Origin of the sequence: Kineococcus sp. DHX-1, assembly GCF_042473625.1 — a bacterium.
In the GTDB taxonomy this organism is placed as follows: domain Bacteria; phylum Actinomycetota; class Actinomycetes; order Actinomycetales; family Kineococcaceae; genus Kineococcus.
This window is the reverse complement of the sequence record NZ_CP170445.1, coordinates 1,830,878-1,847,489: the sequence shown is the minus strand read 5'-3', so window position 1 is coordinate 1,847,489 and position 16,612 is coordinate 1,830,878. Positions and strand designations below refer to the sequence as shown.

The 16,612-nt window shown below is 74.4% G+C and carries 14 protein-coding genes; 8 read left to right on the top strand and 6 right to left on the bottom strand.

Annotated features, from left to right (window positions below; translation table 11 throughout):
* Positions 1–74: 74 nt before the first annotated feature.
* Genes ACFEMC_RS08880 through ACFEMC_RS08865 form a run of 4 tightly spaced genes read left to right on the top strand, consistent with a single transcriptional unit; the run spans position 75 to position 5,159 of the window.
* Positions 75–1,502 (top strand): flavin-containing monooxygenase, encoded by a 1,428-nt coding sequence (locus ACFEMC_RS08880; protein WP_380175541.1) that lies wholly within the window; start codon positions 75–77, stop codon positions 1,500–1,502.
* Positions 1,499–2,419, top strand: coding sequence for an SDR family NAD(P)-dependent oxidoreductase (locus ACFEMC_RS08875; RefSeq protein ID WP_380175539.1), 921 nt, complete (start codon positions 1,499–1,501; stop codon positions 2,417–2,419). Before ACFEMC_RS08880 ends, ACFEMC_RS08875 begins: the two co-directional genes overlap by 4 nt.
* Before the next feature lie 29 nt (positions 2,420–2,448).
* A complete protein-coding gene (locus ACFEMC_RS08870) occupies positions 2,449–3,876 on the top strand; it encodes an aldehyde dehydrogenase family protein (RefSeq protein WP_380175537.1) in 1,428 nt (475 codons plus the stop codon).
* On the top strand, positions 3,849–5,159 hold the full coding sequence (locus ACFEMC_RS08865; RefSeq protein ID WP_380175535.1) for an MFS transporter: 1,311 nt from the start codon (positions 3,849–3,851) through the stop codon (positions 5,157–5,159). The genes ACFEMC_RS08870 and ACFEMC_RS08865 overlap by 28 nt, the downstream gene beginning before the upstream one ends.
* Positions 5,160–5,172: 13 nt before the next feature.
* Here the strand turns inward: ACFEMC_RS08865 and ACFEMC_RS08860 are convergent, their stop codons facing one another.
* Positions 5,173–5,811 carry a GNAT family N-acetyltransferase gene (locus tag ACFEMC_RS08860; RefSeq protein ID WP_380175533.1) on the bottom strand — a complete coding sequence of 213 codons (639 nt, stop codon included), beginning with the start codon at positions 5,809–5,811 and terminating at the stop codon, positions 5,173–5,175.
* Between the two features lie 257 nt (positions 5,812–6,068).
* Here ACFEMC_RS08860 and ACFEMC_RS08855 point away from each other — a divergent pair, with 257 nt between their 5' ends.
* Together ACFEMC_RS08855 and ACFEMC_RS08850 are read left to right on the top strand one after the other, a co-directional pair.
* Positions 6,069–6,740, top strand: coding sequence for a hypothetical protein (locus ACFEMC_RS08855; RefSeq protein WP_380175531.1), 672 nt, complete (start codon positions 6,069–6,071; stop codon positions 6,738–6,740).
* A gap of 47 nt (positions 6,741–6,787) precedes the next feature.
* Positions 6,788–7,489 carry a pentapeptide repeat-containing protein gene (locus tag ACFEMC_RS08850; RefSeq protein ID WP_380175529.1) on the top strand — a complete coding sequence of 234 codons (702 nt, stop codon included), beginning with the start codon at positions 6,788–6,790 and terminating at the stop codon, positions 7,487–7,489.
* A gap of 3 nt (positions 7,490–7,492) precedes the next feature.
* Here the strand turns inward: ACFEMC_RS08850 and ACFEMC_RS08845 are convergent, their stop codons facing one another.
* Positions 7,493–8,167, bottom strand: coding sequence for an MBL fold metallo-hydrolase (locus tag ACFEMC_RS08845; RefSeq protein ID WP_380175527.1), 675 nt, complete (start codon positions 8,165–8,167; stop codon positions 7,493–7,495).
* 81 nt (positions 8,168–8,248) lie between these two features.
* Between ACFEMC_RS08845 and ACFEMC_RS08840 the strand changes: the two genes are divergently transcribed.
* Both ACFEMC_RS08840 and ACFEMC_RS08835 read left to right on the top strand, forming a co-directional pair.
* Positions 8,249–9,838, top strand: coding sequence for a DUF349 domain-containing protein (locus ACFEMC_RS08840; protein ID WP_380175525.1), 1,590 nt, complete (start codon positions 8,249–8,251; stop codon positions 9,836–9,838).
* Positions 9,839–9,933: 95 nt separating this feature from the next.
* Complete coding sequence (locus tag ACFEMC_RS08835) at positions 9,934–10,566, top strand: hypothetical protein (protein WP_380175523.1); 633 nt, start codon at positions 9,934–9,936, stop codon at positions 10,564–10,566.
* On the opposite strand, the gene ACFEMC_RS08830 is transcribed toward ACFEMC_RS08835, so the two are convergent.
* The 4 genes from ACFEMC_RS08830 to secD form a co-directional block, all read right to left on the bottom strand.
* Positions 10,538–12,991: a RelA/SpoT family protein gene (locus tag ACFEMC_RS08830; RefSeq protein WP_380175521.1), complete on the bottom strand. Its 2,454-nt coding sequence runs from the start codon at positions 12,989–12,991 to the stop codon at positions 10,538–10,540. The two genes, ACFEMC_RS08835 and ACFEMC_RS08830, sit on opposite strands and share 29 nt — an antisense overlap.
* An 89-nt stretch (positions 12,992–13,080) precedes the next feature.
* On the bottom strand, positions 13,081–13,638 hold the full coding sequence (locus tag ACFEMC_RS08825; protein WP_380175520.1) for an adenine phosphoribosyltransferase: 558 nt from the start codon (positions 13,636–13,638) through the stop codon (positions 13,081–13,083).
* Positions 13,635–14,633 carry a protein translocase subunit SecF gene (gene secF / locus ACFEMC_RS08820; protein WP_380175518.1) on the bottom strand — a complete coding sequence of 333 codons (999 nt, stop codon included), beginning with the start codon at positions 14,631–14,633 and terminating at the stop codon, positions 13,635–13,637. The genes ACFEMC_RS08825 and secF overlap by 4 nt, the downstream gene beginning before the upstream one ends.
* On the bottom strand, positions 14,633–16,576 hold the full coding sequence (secD, locus tag ACFEMC_RS08815; protein WP_380175517.1) for a protein translocase subunit SecD: 1,944 nt from the start codon (positions 16,574–16,576) through the stop codon (positions 14,633–14,635). The genes secF and secD overlap by 1 nt, the downstream gene beginning before the upstream one ends.
* Between the last annotated feature and the right edge of the window lie 36 nt (positions 16,577–16,612).

The window sequence follows — 16,612 nt, the reverse complement described above, 5'->3', positions numbered from 1 at the left end:
TTGACCAGATGCGGGCGACGCCCCATGGTGAAGCCCAGTCGGGAACAGTCCCGCTCCACCACCTGGAGGTCACCGTGTCCGGAAACGTCACGCCCCTCAGCCCCCGCAGCGCAGCCGCCGGGCAGTCCCCCGAACCCCCGGTCGAGGACCGCCGGGACGCCGTCCTCGTCATCGGCGCCGGCCCCGCCGGCCTGGCCGCGGCCCGCGCCCTGCGCGCCCGGGACATCCCCTACGACCACGTCGAACGCCACGGCGTGGGCGGCATCTGGGACATCGACGCCCCAGGCTCCCCCATGTACGAGGCAGCCCACTTCATCTCGAGCAAGACCACGTCGGGGTTCGAGGGCTACCCCATGCCCGACGAGTTCCCCGACTACCCCAACCACCGGCAGGTGCTGTCGTTCCTGCGCGGCTTCGCCGACGCCTACGACCTGACCGACCGGATCGAGACCGGCGTCACGGTCGCGGACGTGGCCAAGGAACCCACCGGGCGCTGGCTCGTCACGACGGCCGACGGCCGACGGCGGCGGTACTCCGCCGTCGTGTGCTGCACGGGGGCCCAGTGGTTCCCGTCCATGCCCGAACTGCCCGGGGAGTTCACGGGGACGTTCGTGCACAGCAACACCTACCGCAACGCCGACGACCTGCGCGGCCAGCGGGTTCTCGTCATCGGCGGTGGGAACAGCGCCTGCGACATCGCCGTCGACGCCGCCCGCACGGCCGACCGCGTCGTCATCAGCATGCGCCGCGGGTACTGGTTCATCCCCAAGCACGTGCTCGGCCGCCCCTCGGACGTGTTCGCCGCCGGCGGCCCGCACCTGCCGATGCGCGTCCAGCAGTTCCTCTTCGGCCGGGCCCTGACGCTGCTGCACGGCAAGCCGAGCCGCTGGGGCCTGCAGGACCCCGACCACAAGCTCTTCGAGACCCACCCGGTCCTGAACAGCAACCTGTTCCTCGCCCTCCAGCACGGCGACGTGGAACCGCGGCCGGGGATCCGCGCCGTGCAGGGCCGCACCGTCACCTTCACCGACGGGCGCAGCGCCGAGGTCGACACCATCATCGCCGCCACCGGGTACCGCCACCGGGTTCCCTACGCCCAGCGCTACTTCGGCGACGAGCAGCACCCCGACCTCTACCTCACCGCGTTCTCCCGCGAGCACGAGGGGCTGTACGGGATCGGGTTCACCGAGACGAACTCCGGCGCCTACAAGCACTTCGACGCGTTCGCGCAGATGATCGCCAGCCACCTGCAGGACAAGCGGACGGACCCGCAGCGCTACGCCGAGTTCCAGCGGTTCCTGCGCACCGACCGGCCCGACCTGTCCGGCGGGATCCGCTTCGACGCCTCCCCGCGCCACCAGGGCTACGTCGACGCCGACGCCCTCGCCGCCTACCGCGCCAAGGTGGGCCGGAAGTTCGGCTGGCGCCTGCAGACGGGCACCCGCCGGGCGCTCGACAGGACCCGCCCCACCGACCGCGTCCTCACCGGGACCGCGTCGTGATCGGGCAGTTCGCCCGCGCCGTGCGGGACCTGACCCGGGGCCGGGGTTTCGACCCGGCCGGCAAGGTCGTCGTCATCACCGGAGGCGCCGGGGGCATCGGGAGCGCCCTGGCGGACCGGCTCGCCCGGGCCGGGGCCAGCATCGCCGTGGTGGACCGGGACGCCCCCCGCGCCCGCGCCGTCGCCGCCACCCTGCCGGCGCGGAACGGGGCCCGGCACCGGGCGTTCGTCGCGGACCTGACCGATCCCGCCCAGGTGAGCGAGGTGGCCGACGACATCGGCAGCACGTACGCCGTCGTCGACGTCCTGGTCAACAACGCCGCCATGACCAGCTCGGAGAGGTTCGCCTCCCGGTCGATGGCGTCGATCGACCAGGAACTCACCGTGAACCTCACGTCCCCGCTCTACGTGACACGGGCCGTCATCCCGCTCCTGCGCCGCTCGTCCGACCCGCGCATCATCACGACGGTCTCGCTGGCGGCCCTCATGCCGCAGGCGGAGACCCCGGTGTACTGCGCGTCGAAGTTCGGGCTGCGCGGGGCCATGATGTCGATCGCGCTCGACCTCGCCCCCGACATCGCGGTCTCCTCGGTGCTGCCCTCGGCCACCGACACCCGCATGCTGCGGCAGGAGGCCATCGACGGCGGGAACACGCTGCAGTTCCAGACCCCGCCGCAGACGACGGCCGACGTCGTCGACGCCGTGTTCAGCCTGCTGCACCGGCCGCGCCTGGAGGCCTACCCCAAACCCCGGGAGGCGCGGCTGGTTCGGGCGGCGACGGTGTTCCCGAACCTCCTGCCGGCCCTCATGGTGTTCTTCCGCGGCAAGGGTGAACGGGGCATGCAGGAGTACCTCGACGAGCTCGTCGAACGCGGCGACGTCGTGCGCGTCGACGGGCGTCTGGAACTCGCCCCGTGACCGCGGTGGCGGCGACCACGGAACAGACCGTGCCCCTCGTCGACCCGGCGACGGGCGCGGTGGTGGAGCACGTCCCCGTCCACGACGCGGCCGGGGTCGACGCGGCCGTGACCCGGGCCCGCCGGGTGTTCACGGCCGGGACCTGGTCGCAGCGGCCGGTGCGCGAACGCGCCACCGTGCTGCGCCGGCTCGCCGACCTCGTCGAGGACGCCGCCGACGAACTCGCCGCGCTGGACTCCCGGCAGTCCGGCCGGCCGGTGACGGAGGTGCGGGAGAACGACCTGCCGGGGGCGGTGGAGTCGCTGCGGTGGTTCGCCGACGCCGCGGACAAGCTCACCTCCGCCGTCACCGGCGGCGCCCAGGGCGGGACGGCACACGCGCTGTCCATGACCCTGCTGGAACCCGTCGGCGTCGGTGCGGCCGTCCTGCCGTGGAACTACCCGCTGGCGATGACGGCGTGGAAGGTCGGGCCGGCCCTCGCGGCGGGCAACAGCCTGCTGCTGAAACCCGCCGACGCCACGCCCGGGTCTTCGCTGCGGCTGGCCGAACTCGCGCTCCGCGCCGGGGTTCCCGACGGCGTGCTCACCGTGCTCACGGGGACCGGCCCGGTGACGGGGGCGGCGCTGGCCGCGCACCCCGACGTCGATGCGCTGTCCTTCACGGGGTCCACCGCGTCGGGACGGGCCGTCCTGCACGCCGCCACCGACAGCAACCTCAAGCGGGTCGCGCTGGAGATGGGCGGCAAGAGCCCGCAGGTGGTGTTCGCCGATGCTCTCGACGGGGCCGGCGCGGCCGAGACCGAGAGGCTGCTCGACGCGGTCACCGAGGCCGCGTTCCTGTCCGGTGGCCAGAACTGCACCGCTGGTTCCCGCGTCCTCGTCCAGGCCGACGTCGCCGAGCAGCTGCTCGACGGCCTCGCCGGACGGGCGGCCGCGCTCGTCGTCGGCGACCCCGCCGATCCGGCCACCCAGATCGGCCCGCTCGTCAGCGCCGCCGCGCGCGAGCGCGTCCGCGGCCTCGTCGACCGGGCCCGGGCCGCCGGGGCCGTCGTGCACACGGGCGGTGACGCCCTGCCCGGCCCGGGGTTCTTCTACCCGCCGACGGTGCTGGCGGGGTTGCCGGCCGACGCCGAGCTCGAGCAGGAGGAGGTGTTCGGGCCGGTCGTCAGCGTCTCGACGTTCTGCACCGAGGCGGAGGCGGTGCAGCGGGCGAACGACACCCGGTACGGCCTCGCCGCCTCGCTGTGGACGCGCGACGGCGACCGGGCGCTGCGGGTCGCTCGTGCCCTGGACGCCGGCGTCGTCTCGGTGAACTCCTACAGCGAGGGGGACATCACGACCCGGTTCGGCGGTTTCAAGCAGTCCGGCTTCGGGTCCCCCGAGAAGTCGTTGGACGCGTTCGACCTGTGGACCCGGCGGAAGGCCGTCTGGTGGCACGTCTCCCCCGGCGGGCGCTGAGCCCCGTCCCGGCGGTCCCGGCCGCCGGGACGGAGGGTCCCGCCGGCACGGCCGCCGAGCCCTGGAAGCGGTGGACCGGGGCGCTCGTCCTGGCCTGGCTGGGCCTGTGGGTCGCCCAGTTCGCCCCGCTGCAGGTCCTGCTGCCGCAGCTCACGGCGCGGCTGGACACCGGCAGCGACTGGCTCGGGGTCGTCCGCGACTTCGGGGTCGTCGCGGGGGCGGGCGGGCTGGTCTCCGCGCTCGCCCTGCCGCTCGTGGGGCGGGCCCTGGACCGGACCCCCACCGACGCCACCCACCGTGGCTGGTACGTCGGGTCGGTCGCGCTGTGCGCCCTCGGGCTCGTCGTCCTCGGCGTCCAGTCGACGCTGCTGGGCGCTGCGCTCGCCTGGAGCCTGACCCTGCTGGGGCTGTGCGCCGCCGGGACCGTGCTCACCGTGGCCGTGACGCGCCGCGTCCCGCCGGGGCAGCGCGGGACGGTCTCGACAGGCGTCGCCGCGGCGAACGCCCTCGGCATCGTGCTCGGCACCGCCCTGGCCGCGTCCGCCGCGCAGGACGCCCGGGCGGGCGGGCTGCTGCTGGCGGGCGCGGTCGTCGCGGCCTGCGTCCCCTACGCCGTCGGCAGGCCACCCCGGCCGCTGGCCCCGGCCCTCGCCCTCGCGGTCGACCCGGGAGTGGCGGAGCCGGTGGTGGAGGGGTCGGGTCGCGGGTCGTCCCGGCCCCTGCTGGCGGGGCTCGGGGTCCGGGGGCTGCTCGTGCTGGGCAACGCGCTCGGCACGACGCTGCTGCTGTTCTTCTTCACCTACCGCCTGCGGATGGCCGACGCCGAGGACTTCCTCGTCCAGGTCGTCCTCGTCTACGTCGTGGCCACCGTCCTGACGGCCGCGGTGTGCGGGCCGCTGTCGGACCGGTGGCGGGCGCGCCGGCGCTTCCTCGTCGCCTCCGTCGCGCTGCAGGGGGGCGCGGCGCTGGCCCTCGCGCTGGTCCCGGACCGTGCGACGGTCCTCCTGGCCGGGGTTGTTCTCGGCGTCGGCTGGGGCGCCTTCATGGCCGTCGACCAGGCCGTCGTGGCGACCGTGGCGTCCCGGACCGAGCGCCCGGCGGCGGCGGTCGCGGTGCTCGGGATCGCGGCGTCGCTGCCGCAGAACCTCGGTCCGCTCGCCGCGGCGCTGATCGTCACCGGGACCGGCGGGTTCGGGCCGCTCTTCGTGGCCGCGGCCGCGGTCGTCGGCACGGCCGGACTGTTCGTGGCGGCCCTGCCCGTGGAGCGGGTCACCGACAGGTGACCCGCCGCACCGGCTAGACGGCGGGCCGCCACATCGACGACGGGCTGACCCCGGCACCGAGGCCGCGGATGGCGGCGAGGTGGCGGAACCCGAAGGTCTCGTAGAGCGCGCGGCTGCGCGGGGTGGACGCCTCGAGGTAGGCCGCGTCGCCGCGCGCGTCGAGCTCGCGCAGCCGGGCGTCGAGCAGCCGGGACCCGACCCCGAGCCCGCGAGCGCCGTCACCGACCCCGATCGCGGTCAGGTACCAGTGGGCCGGGCGGGGCCGGTGCTCGGCGAGCACGGACTGGTTGCGCAGGGCGCGCCGGATGCCGAGCAGGCCCAGGCTGGCGAGGAACAGCGGGAGCCGGCGGGCCTGGGCCAGCAGGTGTCCCGAGCCGCCGGGAGCCTCCCAGGCGGCCGCTCCGAGGACACGGCCGTCGGCGTCGACGGCGACGTCGACGGCCCCGTGACGGGCGGGGCCGGACAGGAGCACGGCGCGGAAGAAGCCCTCGAGGCGGGACCGACGGTCCCCCGGCCCCTGGACGAACGTCGCCATGACGGGGTCGGCCGCGAAGGCGGTGGCGAGGACGCGGCTGACCGCGGGCAGGTCGGCGGTGCCGGCGGGGCGGACGGTGACGGCGGCGCTGCCGGTGGGGGTGGGCGTCTGGGTCACGGGGGCTCCCGGTGGGTCGGCGGGCGGGGCCCGCGGGTGACGAGGTGTCGAGGGGTACGACGCCGACGGTACCCCGGGATCTGGTCACGTGACCAGATCTGGTCACTCGACCAGACGAGTGCGGCTCCCACCGGGTTGTCACCGGACGACCAGGACGGTTCACTGCTGGGAGCGCTCAGACGCCGAACCCGGGTGGACTGCGGTCGCGACCGTGAGGAGAGGCGTCCAGCAGGAGGCGCCGACGAGGGAGGTCGGCGGTGCCGGACGCGCTCAGTCGAGAACACCACCTGCGCCGCAGGGCAGAACGGGTCCGCGAGGCCCTGGAGACGCTGTGGGGCGACGAGCTGCCCGACGCCCCGGACCCGGTCCTGACCGTCCTGGTCGACGCCGTCGCCGTGGACGACCAGCAGGGCGTCGAGGACCGCGTGGTCGTCCAGGGCGACGGACTGGCCTACGAGGCCCTGGCCCGCGTCCTGGCCGACGTCCGCTCGACCTCCACGCTGCACCTCGTCCCCCCCGCCCTGCGGGCCCGGCTGGCCGGCATGCTCCCCACCGCCGGACGCGTCGTCGACCTGCGCGTCTCCGGCGAGGCGGCCCTGCCCAGCGAGACGACGGGCGCCTGGGAGTACGACGCCGCGGAGGACTCCGTCGCGTGGGACGCACGCAGCGGGGCGCTGTACGGCCTGGGGCAGGAAGCGGGACACGCCTCGCTGCCGGAGTGGCTGCAGCGCACCGTGCACGGCGAGGACCGCTCCCTGGTCTCCTCCGCCCTGCGCTCGTCGGCCTCCACCGGGTTGCCCTACGACGTGCGCTTCCGCGTCGCGCCGCCGCGGCACGGGGTCGTCGTCGCCCGGGGCCGGGTCCTGGCGTCCGCCGACGGCCGGGTCCGCGTCCTGGGCTTCGCGGCGGAGGACCTCGCGGTGCACTGACGGTCCGACACCGACCCTCCTGAGGGCACCTGTGCCAGGCTGCCGCCGTGCCGACCCCCCGCCGGGTCCCCGCCCGGTCCGACGCCACCCGCCCCGTCCCGGCCCTGCCGAGCCCCGACCTGCCCGCGGACGAGGGCGAGCTGCGCCACCGCGCGCACCCGCCGGTCGCCGGCGGCGACCACGACGGTGAGCTGTTCCCCGCCGAGCTGGACCTGTCCGGGGTCGACGCCCGCGACGCGCGGTTCCTGGGGTGCGTCGTGCGCTCCTCCCGCGCCGACGCGCTCCAGCTGGCCGGTGCACGGTTCGTCGACTGCCGCATCGCGGGTCTGGGCGCGACCGAGGCGCCGTGGCGGGCGGGGACCTGGCGGGACACGGTCGTCCAGGGGTGCCGGATCGGGGCCCTGGACCTGTCGACCGCCTCGTGGAACCGCGTGCTGGTCCGGGGCGGGCGCGTCGACTTCGCCAACCTCCGCGGGGCCGACCTGGTCGACGTGACGTTCGACGGCGTGGACCTGCGCGACCTCGACCTGGGCTCGGCCCACCTGCGACGCGTGCGGTTCTCCGACTGCCGGATCGGCCGTCTCGACGTCACCGGCGCCCGGCTGGAGGCCGTCGACCTGCGGGGCAGCGAGATCACCGAGGGCCTCGACGGCGTGGGAGACCTGCGCGGGGCCGTCGTCAGCTCCAGCCAGCTCCTCCAGCTGGCCCCGCTGATGGCCGCCCACCTCGGCGTGGTGGTCGAGGACTGAGGCTCAGCGCAGCGCCAGCAGGTGGGGGTTGGTCACCCGCTCGCGGCCCACGGTCGTGGCGGGGCCGTGCCCGGGCAGGACGTCGACGTCGTCGGCGAGGGTCAGGACCTTCTCGACCAGGCTGCGGCGCATCGCCGACGGGTCGCCGCCCGGCAGGTCCGTCCGGCCGATGGATCCGGCGAACAGGACGTCGCCGGACAGCACGAGGTCGGGGCGACCGGGGCGGTCGACGGTGAACAGGACGGACCCCTCGGTGTGCCCCGGGGCGTGCGTCACGGTCAGCTCCAACCCCGCCCCGGACCAGCGCTGGGCGTCCTGGACGGTGACGACCTCCTCCGGGTCGGCCCAGGTGACCCGGCCCGTCGTGGCCTCCAGCGCCGCCCGCAGCGGACCGCCCAGGGTGCTCAGCGGGTCGTGCAGCCGGTACGCGTCGTCGGCGTGGATGGTGGCGGCGACGCCGTGGGCGCCGCACACCGGCGTCACCGACCACGTGTGGTCGACGTGGCCGTGCGTCAGCAGCACAGCCACGGGCTTGAGCCGGCGCCGCCGCAGCAGGTCCGCGAGCCGGTCCGCCACCCCGACGCCGGGGTCGACGACGACGCACTCGGCGCCGTCCTGGGGAGCCAGCACGTAGCAGTTCGTCCCGAAGACGGACGCCTCGATGCGGTCGACGATCACCCCGCGAGCCTAGTGACCCGCAGCGACCAGGACGCGGCGCGCGGTCACGGGCCGCGCCGTTCGGGGGGTCGGGGACCTAGAATGAGGCAGGTGACCGAGCAGCCGCAGGAGCCGGCGTCCTCCCAGGACGTGGCGGACACCCCCCAGACCACCGAGACCACCCCCGACGCGCAGGCCGAGGCGCCCACGGACGCCCCCGTCGAGGCGCCCGTCGAGGCCCCCGCCGAGGCTCAGGGCAACGCCTCCGAGGAGCCCCCGGCGACGGAGGAGACCACGCAGGAACGGCCGGCGACGCCGGCCCCGGCCCCGCGCCCGACGCCCGGTGCGGTCCGGCCCACCCCGCGTCCCGTGCAGCCCCCGGCCCCGCCGGTCGCCGCGGCTCCGGAGGCGGCCGAGGTCGGTCACACCACCACCGTGGACCGGGAGGCCGCCGCGGCGTTCGGCCGGGTCGACGAGAACGGCACCGTCTGGGTGCGGCGGGCCGACGGCGAGCACGAGGTCGGCGCCTACCCCGACGCCACGCCCGAGGAGGCCGTCGCCTACTTCGTGCGCAAGTACGAGGAGCTCGTCGCGCAGGTGGACCTGTTCGACCAGCGGCTGCGCAGCACCGAGCTCGGCGGCAAGGACATCGTCGCGGGCGTCAGCGGGCTGCGCACGGCCCTCGCCGAGACGCGCGCCGTCGGCGACCTCGACGCGCTCACGGCCCGGGTCGAGGCCCTGGCCACCGTCGCCGACGAGGCCCGCGCCGCGGCCGACCGCGCCCGCGCGGCCCACCGCGAGGAGCTGCGCACCGCGCGGCTGGCCATCGTCGAGGAGGCCGAGGGCATCGCCGGGCAGGACCCGGAGAAGGTCCAGTGGCGCGCCTCGGGCGAGCGGCTGCGGACCCTGTTCGAGGACTGGAAGACGGCGCAACGCGAGGGCCGGCTCGACAAGCGGTCCGAGGACGAGCTGTGGAAGCGGTTCAGCCACGCCCGCAGCGCGTTCGACAAGATGCGCCGCCACCACTTCGCCGCGCTCGGCGAGCAGCGCAACTCGATCCGCTCCGACAAGGAGAAGCTCGTCGCCGAGGCCGAGGCGCTCTCGACGTCGACGGACTGGCGCGGGACCACGAACGCCTACCGCGCGCTCATGGACCGCTGGAAGGCGGCCGGCCGGCTGGGGCGCAAGGACGACGACGCGCTCTGGGACCGCTTCCGCGCGGCGCAGGACGTGTTCTTCGCCGCCCGCACCGGGGCGAACGACGCGGTGGACGAGGAGTTCAAGGAGAACCTCGTCGTCAAGGAGCAGCTGCTCGTCGAGGCCGAGGCCCTGCTGCCGATCAAGGACCTCGCGGCGGCCAAGAAGGCGCTCGGCAGCATCCAGGACCGCTGGGAGGCCGCGGGCAAGGTCCCGCGCGGCGACCTCGGCCGAGTTGAGGGTCGGCTCCGCGCCGTCGAGACGGCCGTCCGCGACGCCGAGCAGGCGCGCTGGTCCCGGACCAACCCCGAGGCGCAGGCGCGCGCGGGCGGGCTCGCCAGCCAGCTCGAGAACGCCATCCGCGACCTCGAGGCCGACGTCGAGAAGGCACGCGCCTCCGGCGACGCGCGCGCCCTGTCCCGCGCCGAGGAGGCCCTGCGGGCCCGTCGTGCGTGGCTGGACGCGGCGCAGGCCACCCTGCGCGAGGTGCGCTGACCCTCAGCAGCCGCGCGTGACGTCCACGAGACCCCCGTCCACAGCCGTGGGCGGGGGTCTCGCGCGTCCGGGCCCGGACTGCTGGAGTGGCCGGTGTGCGCACCCCCTGGCTGACCGCCGTCCTCACCCGCGGTGGTCAGGTCGACGCCGGCCTGCCGTGGCGGGCCGGACCCGCCGAGTCGTGGGAGGACGAACTGCGCCACGGACAGGTGCGGCGCGTCGTCGGGGACGTGCTCGTGGCCGGTGACGTCGGCGTCGACGCCGTCGCGGACGCCCCCGTGCGGGCGCAGGCCCTGGCCCTGCTCCTGTCGCCGGGGGTGGTCCTGCTCGGCGTCGCCGCGCTGTGGGTGCACCTCGGGCACCCCCTGGCCGCCCCGTCGCGGGTGCAGGTCGCCGGGAGCCGGTCGGGGACGGCGGTCGAGGTCGGTGGCCTCACCGTGGTGTCCAGCCGGGCCCGCCCGGCCGCCGGGGAGGTCACGACGGTCGGCGGGCTGCGGGTGAGCATCCCCGCCAGGGCACTGCTGGACGCCGCCACCGCCCACCCGCAGCGCGCCGGACGCTGGCGGTCGGCGCTCACGGCGGCCGGGCTCCTCGACGAGGACGCCGTCCTGCACGCCAGTGGCGCCGCCCGCGGACGCACCGGTGTGCGGGCGGCGCGCCAGGCGTTGTCGCTGCCGCGCAACGCGCCTCCGCGCCCGGTCAGCTCTTCTGCGGACGCGACGCCATGACCCGGTAGGCGTCGAAGACGCCGTCGACCTTCCGGACCGCCCCGAGGACCTGGTTCAGGTGGCTGGGCTCGGCCATCTCGAAGGAGAACTTCGACAGGGCCACGCGGTCCCGGCTCGTGCTGACGGTCGCCGAGAGGATGTTCACGTGGGTGTCCGACAGGACCCGCGTGACGTCCGAGAGCAGCCGGGGCCGGTCCAGCGCCTCGACCTGGATCTGCACGAGGAACAGGCGCGTCTGCCCGGTGGGCATGGCCGAGGCCCACTGCACGTCGACGATGCGCTCGGGTTCCTGGCGCAGGGTCACGACGTTCTCGCAGTCCTCGCGGTGCACCGACACCCCGGCGCCGCGGGTGACGAACCCGACGATCGGGTCGTTCGGCACGGGTGTGCAGCACTTGGCGAGCTTGACCCACACGTCGTCGGCCCCGGCGACGACGACGCCGGCCTCACCGCTGCTGCGGCTGGGACGGTTGCGGCCCGGGGTGGTCGCCTCGGCGAGGTCCTCCTCGACGGCGGCCTCCCCGCCGACGGCCGCGATGAGCTTGTCGACGACGTGCTGGGCCGAGACGTGCCGCTCCCCCACCGCGGCGTACAACGCGGAGACGTCGGGGTGGTTCAGCTCGCGGGCGACGACGAGGAGGGAGTCGTGCGACAGCAGGCGCTGCAGCGGCAGGTGCTGCTTGCGCATGGCGCGCGCGATCTCGTCCTTGCCCTCCTCGATCGCCTCCTCGCGGCGCTCCTTGGAGAAGTGCTGCTTGATCTTGTTGCGCGCCCGGGGGCTCTTGACGAAGGTCAGCCAGTCCCGGCTGGGCGCCGCCCCGTCCGCCTTGGAGGTGAAGACCTCGACGAGGTCGCCGTTGTCGAGGGTGGAGTCGAGCGGGACGAGCCGGCCGTTGACCCGGGCGCCCATCGTGCGGTGCCCGACCTCGGTGTGGACGGCGTACGCGAAGTCGATCGGCGTCGAGCCGGCCGGCAACTGCTGCACGTCCCCCTTGGGCGTGAACACGAAGACCTGGTTCGCGCCGATCTCCCAGCGCAGGTCGTCGAGGAAGTCGCCCGTGGCGGACTCCCGCTGCCAGTCGACGACGGACTTCAGCCAGTCCATCTCCGTCTGCGGCCGCGTGCCGGCCGCCACCGCGTTGGGGTCGTCCTTGTACTTCCAGTGCGCGGCGACGCCGTACTCGGCGCGCTGGTGCATCGTGTACGTGCGGATCTGGATCTCGACGGGTTTGCCCTCGGGCCCGATGACCGTCGTGTGCAACGACTGGTACATGTTGAACTTGGGCATGGCGATGTAGTCCTTGAACCGGCCGGGGACCGGGTTCCAGCGCGCGTGCAGCGCACCGAGGACGGCGTAGCAGTCGCGGACCGAGTCGACCAGGACGCGGACCCCGACGAGGTCGTAGATCTCCGCGAAGTCGCGGCCGCGCACGATCATCTTCTGGTAGATCGAGTAGTAGTGCTTGGGCCGGCCCGTGACGGTGGCCTTGACCCGCGCGTCCTTGAGGTCGTCCTCGATCTGGGCCCGCACGCCCTGCAGGTACTCCTCGCGGGCCGGGGCGCGGTCGGCGACGAGGCGCACGATCTCGTCGAACACCTTGGGGTAGACCGTCGCGAAGGACAGGTCCTCCAGCTCCCACTTGATGGTGTTCATGCCGAGCCGGTGCGCCAGGGGCGCGTAGATCTCGAGCGTCTCGCGGGCCTTCTTCTCCGCCGACGTCGCCGAGACGTACCGCCAGGTGCGCGCGTTGTGCAGCCGGTCGGCCAGCTTGATGACGAGGACGCGGATGTCCTTGGCCATCGCCACGACCATCTTGCGGACGGTCTCGGCCTGGGCGGCGTCGCCGTAGGTGACCTTGTCGAGCTTGGTGACCCCGTCGACGAGCAGCGCGATCTCGTCGCCGAAGTCGGCGCGCAGCATCTGCAGCGTGTAGTCGGTGTCCTCGACGGTGTCGTGCAGGAGGGCGGCCGCCAGCGTCGAGGGCGTCATGCCGAGCTCGGCCAGGATCGTCGCCACGGCGACGGGGTGGGTGATGTACGGGTCGCCGCTCTTGCGGCGCTGACCGTCGTGGGCGCGCTCGGCGCGCTCGAACGCCTTCTCCACCACCGACAGGTCGGCCTTGGGGTGCGTCGCGCGGACGGTGCGCAGCAGCGGTTCCAGGACGGGCGAGACGCTCTGCTGCCGGTGCTGGCCGAAGCGGGCCAGCCGGGAGAGCATGCGGCCGGCCGTGACGGGGCCGGTGTACTGCTCCTGGCCGCGGCGGCGCTCCGGGCCGTTCGGCCGGGCGCCCCCTGCGGGCCGCTCGGCGGGCTGGGGCGCGGGGACCACGGCGCCCTGCGGCGCGGGGGGCCTGCTCGTCGCGTCCGGCGTGTCGTCGGGCGTGGCGGGGGCGCTCGGGGCGTGGGTGTCCGTGCCGTCTGCCATGGCGTCCTCCGTGTCGTCCGGAGGTCCAGTCTAGGTCGGGCCCGGGAGCACCGTGCGCCACCTCACCGGTCCGCGGGGGACCGGGTGCCTCAGTCCTGGGTGTGCAGGGCCACGACGGCCCGGTCGCCCAGACCCGCCCGACCGCTCAGGAAGCCCAGCTCCAGGAGCACGACGAGACCGACGACGTGCGCCCCGGCCTCCTCGAGGAGTTCGCAGGCCGCCCGCGCCGTCCCGCCCGTGGCGAGGACGTCGTCGACGACGAGGACCCTGGCCCCCGGTGTGACGGCCGAGGCCGCCAGCTCCAGGGAGGCGCTGCCGTACTCCAGCGCGTAGTCGCGCCGCAGCACGGGCGGCGGCAGCTTCCCGGCCTTGCGCACGGGCCAGAACCCGACCCCGGCCCGCTCGGCGGCCGGGGCGGCCAGCATGAAGCCCCGGGCCTCGATGCCGGCCACGGCGTCCGCTCCCACCGACGTCGCGAGGTCGGCGAGGACGCGCGTCACGGCCCCGAAGGCCGCCGGGTCGGCGAGCAGCGGCGTGATGTCCTTGAAGACGACCCCGGGCTCGGGGAAGTCCGGGACGTCGCGGAACCCGCGGACGACCAGTTCGGCGGTGCGGACGGCGGTCTCGTCGGGAAGCTGGAGGGTCACGCCTGCGGCTCCGCGGCGGCGACGGTGTCCTCGGTGCGGGCAGGACCGGTGGCCGCCGCGTCGAGTTCCTTGACGCGGGCCTCGCGGCCCCGGAGCACGACGAGCAGCGGCGTCGCCACGAAGATCGAGGAGTACGCGCCGACGAGCATCCCGACGAAGAGCGCGAGGCTGATGTCGCGCAGGGTGCCGGCGCCCAGCAGCAGGTCCCCGATGAAGAGGATCGCCGCGACGGGCAGGAGCGCGACGACCGTCGTGTTCACCGACCGGACGACGGTCTGGTTGATCGCCAGGTTGGCGGCCTGCGAGAACGTCCGGTCCCGCTTGAGGAACGCCTCCGTCGTGTTCTCGCGGACCTTGTCGAACACCACGACGGTGTCGTACAGCGAGTACCCGAGGATCGTGAGGAACCCGATGACGGACGCCGGCGTGACCTCGAACCCGACGGCCGCGTAGACACCGGCGGTGATGACGAGGTCGTGGAACAGCGCGACGAGCGAGGCCAGGGCCATCGTCCAGGCGCGGAAGTACAGCGTCATGACGATCGAGACGAGGACGAGGAACACGACCAGACCCGTCACGGCCTTGTTCGTGACGTCGGCGCCCCAGCTCGGACCGACGGTGGAGGTCGTGACGTTGGTCTCCGCCACCCGCATCCGCTGGGCCAGCTCACCGCGGATGCTGTCGAGCTGCCCGGACGTCAGCGTCTCGGTCTGGACGCGCACGCCGTTCTGACCGACGCTCGTCACCGTCGGCTCGCTGCCGGGGACCACGGCCTGGACCGCCTCGCGAGCGGCGTCCTGGTTGGCCGAGCCCGTGACGCGGAACTCCGAGCCGCCCTCGAACTCGATCCCGAACGTCAGACCCGGCTTCCACAGCAGCACCGCGGAGACCAGCACGAGGGCCGCGGCGATGAGGAACCACAGCTTCTTGCGGCCGACGAAGTCGAAGGAGGACTCACCGGTGTAGAGCCGGTTGCCCAGTTGCGCCATGCCCATCAGGAGTCGTCCCCGTTCGCGTCGTCCCGGTCGTCTCGGGGTGTGTCGCCCGCTCCCCCGCCGCTGCGGGCCTTCTCGCGCTCGGCGCGCCGCAGTTCGGCGACGGTCGGCCGGTGCTCGCCGTGGTGCAGGGCGTGCCGCGCCACGACGGACCCGAGGTGCTCGGGGTCGAAACCGGACAGCTTGTGCCCGCCGCCGAAGAACTTCGTCTTCGCCAGGACCGCGACCACGGGGTGGGTGAACAGCACGACGATGACGAGGTCGATGATCGTCGTGATGCCCAGGGTGTAGGCGAACCCGCGGACGTTGCCCACCGCGAGGATGTAGAGGACGACGGCCGACAGCAGGCTGACCGCGTCGGAGACGATGATCGTCCGCCGGGCGCGCCGCCAGCCGGCCTCGACGGCCGAGGACAGGATGCGGCCGTCGCGGATCTCGTCGCGCACGCGTTCGAAGAACAGGATGAACGAGTCCGCGGTGACGCCGATGGCCACGATGAGACCGGCCACCCCGGCCAGGCTCAGGCGGAAGCCCTGCAGCCAGCTGAGCAGCAGGATGACGCCGTAGGTCAGCGCCCCCGAGAGCACGAGGCTCGCGATCGTCACCAGGCCCAGGGCCCGGTACTGGACGAGCATGTAGGCCACGACGAGGACGAGGCCGACGACACCGGCGATGAGGCCGTTGCGCAGCTGGTCCGACCCGAGCGTGGCGGACACCTGGTCCAGCGTCTGCACCGTGAAGGACACCGGCAGCGCACCGAACTGCAGCTGCTGGGCGAGGGCGTCGGCGGAGGCCTGGGTGAAGTTGCCCTCGATGTCGACGTCGGCGCCGAAGCGCTGGTCCACCGTCGGGGCCGTGACGACCAGGCCGTCGAGGACGGCGGCGAACTGGTTGCGCGGCGACTCGAGCGTCGAGATGCGGGTGGTCAGGTCTGAGAACTTGGCGGCGCCGGCGGAGTCGAACTTGATGCGGACGACCCACGCGCCCGTCGTGAAGCCCTGATTGTTGGTCGCCTGCGCCGCGGTGGCGCTGACGAGGTCGGTGCCCTCGAGCTCGGCCGGGCCGAGCACGTACTTGTAGGTGCCGTCCTGGTCGCAGGTGACGAGCGGCTTCGTCGGGTCGTCGACGATTCCGCCCTGGCGCTGCGCCGGGTCGGAGCAGTCGAGACGGCTGAAGATCTGAGCGACCTCCGGGATGTCGCGCCAGGCGAGGTCACTGGCGTCGGACGGAGAGGGCGTCGGCGTCGTGGACGGCTGTCCCGGACCGGGCGTCGGGGTGGGCGTCGCGATCTCGGCGAGGCTCGGCGCCGTGGTCGTCGCCTGGGGCTCGGCCGGGGGCGTCGTCGCGGCCTGCAGCGCGGCCGGGGCGGCCGCACCGTCCGCACTCTGCGTCGGGGCCGGCGTCGTGGCCGGAGCGCTCGCCTCCCCCGTGGAGGTCGCCGTCCCGGTCCCGCTCGGGGTGGCCGTCCCCGAGGGCGTCGCGCTCGGCGTGGGCGTCGCAGCCGGCTGGACAGCCTCGGCGTACAGGACGACGCGCATGCGCAGCTGCGCCGACTGGGAGATGAGGTCGAGCTGCTGGCGCGTCGCCTCACCGGGGATGGAGACCGAGATGTTCTGCCCGCCCTGGACCTGCACCTCGGTCTCAGACAGCCCCGTGGCGTCGACGCGCTGACGGATGATCTCGGCGGCCCGCTGCACCTGGTCGGCCGGCACGGCCCCGCCGGTGGAGGACCGCGGCGTCAGGACGACCTGCGTCCCGCCCTCGAGGTCGAGCGCCAGACCCGGCGACCACTTCGCCGAGCTCCAGATCGAACCGGCCCCCACCGCCGCGAAGACGGCGACGACGACGAGCACCAAGGCCACCAGGGTGCGGCCGGGGTGGGGTCGACGGATCGGTGCGCCGCGGCGCACGCGTGGGGGGCCGGTGGGCCGGTCGTTGGACACTCAACACCTCGGGACAGGCGCCGTCCGGGTGGCGGG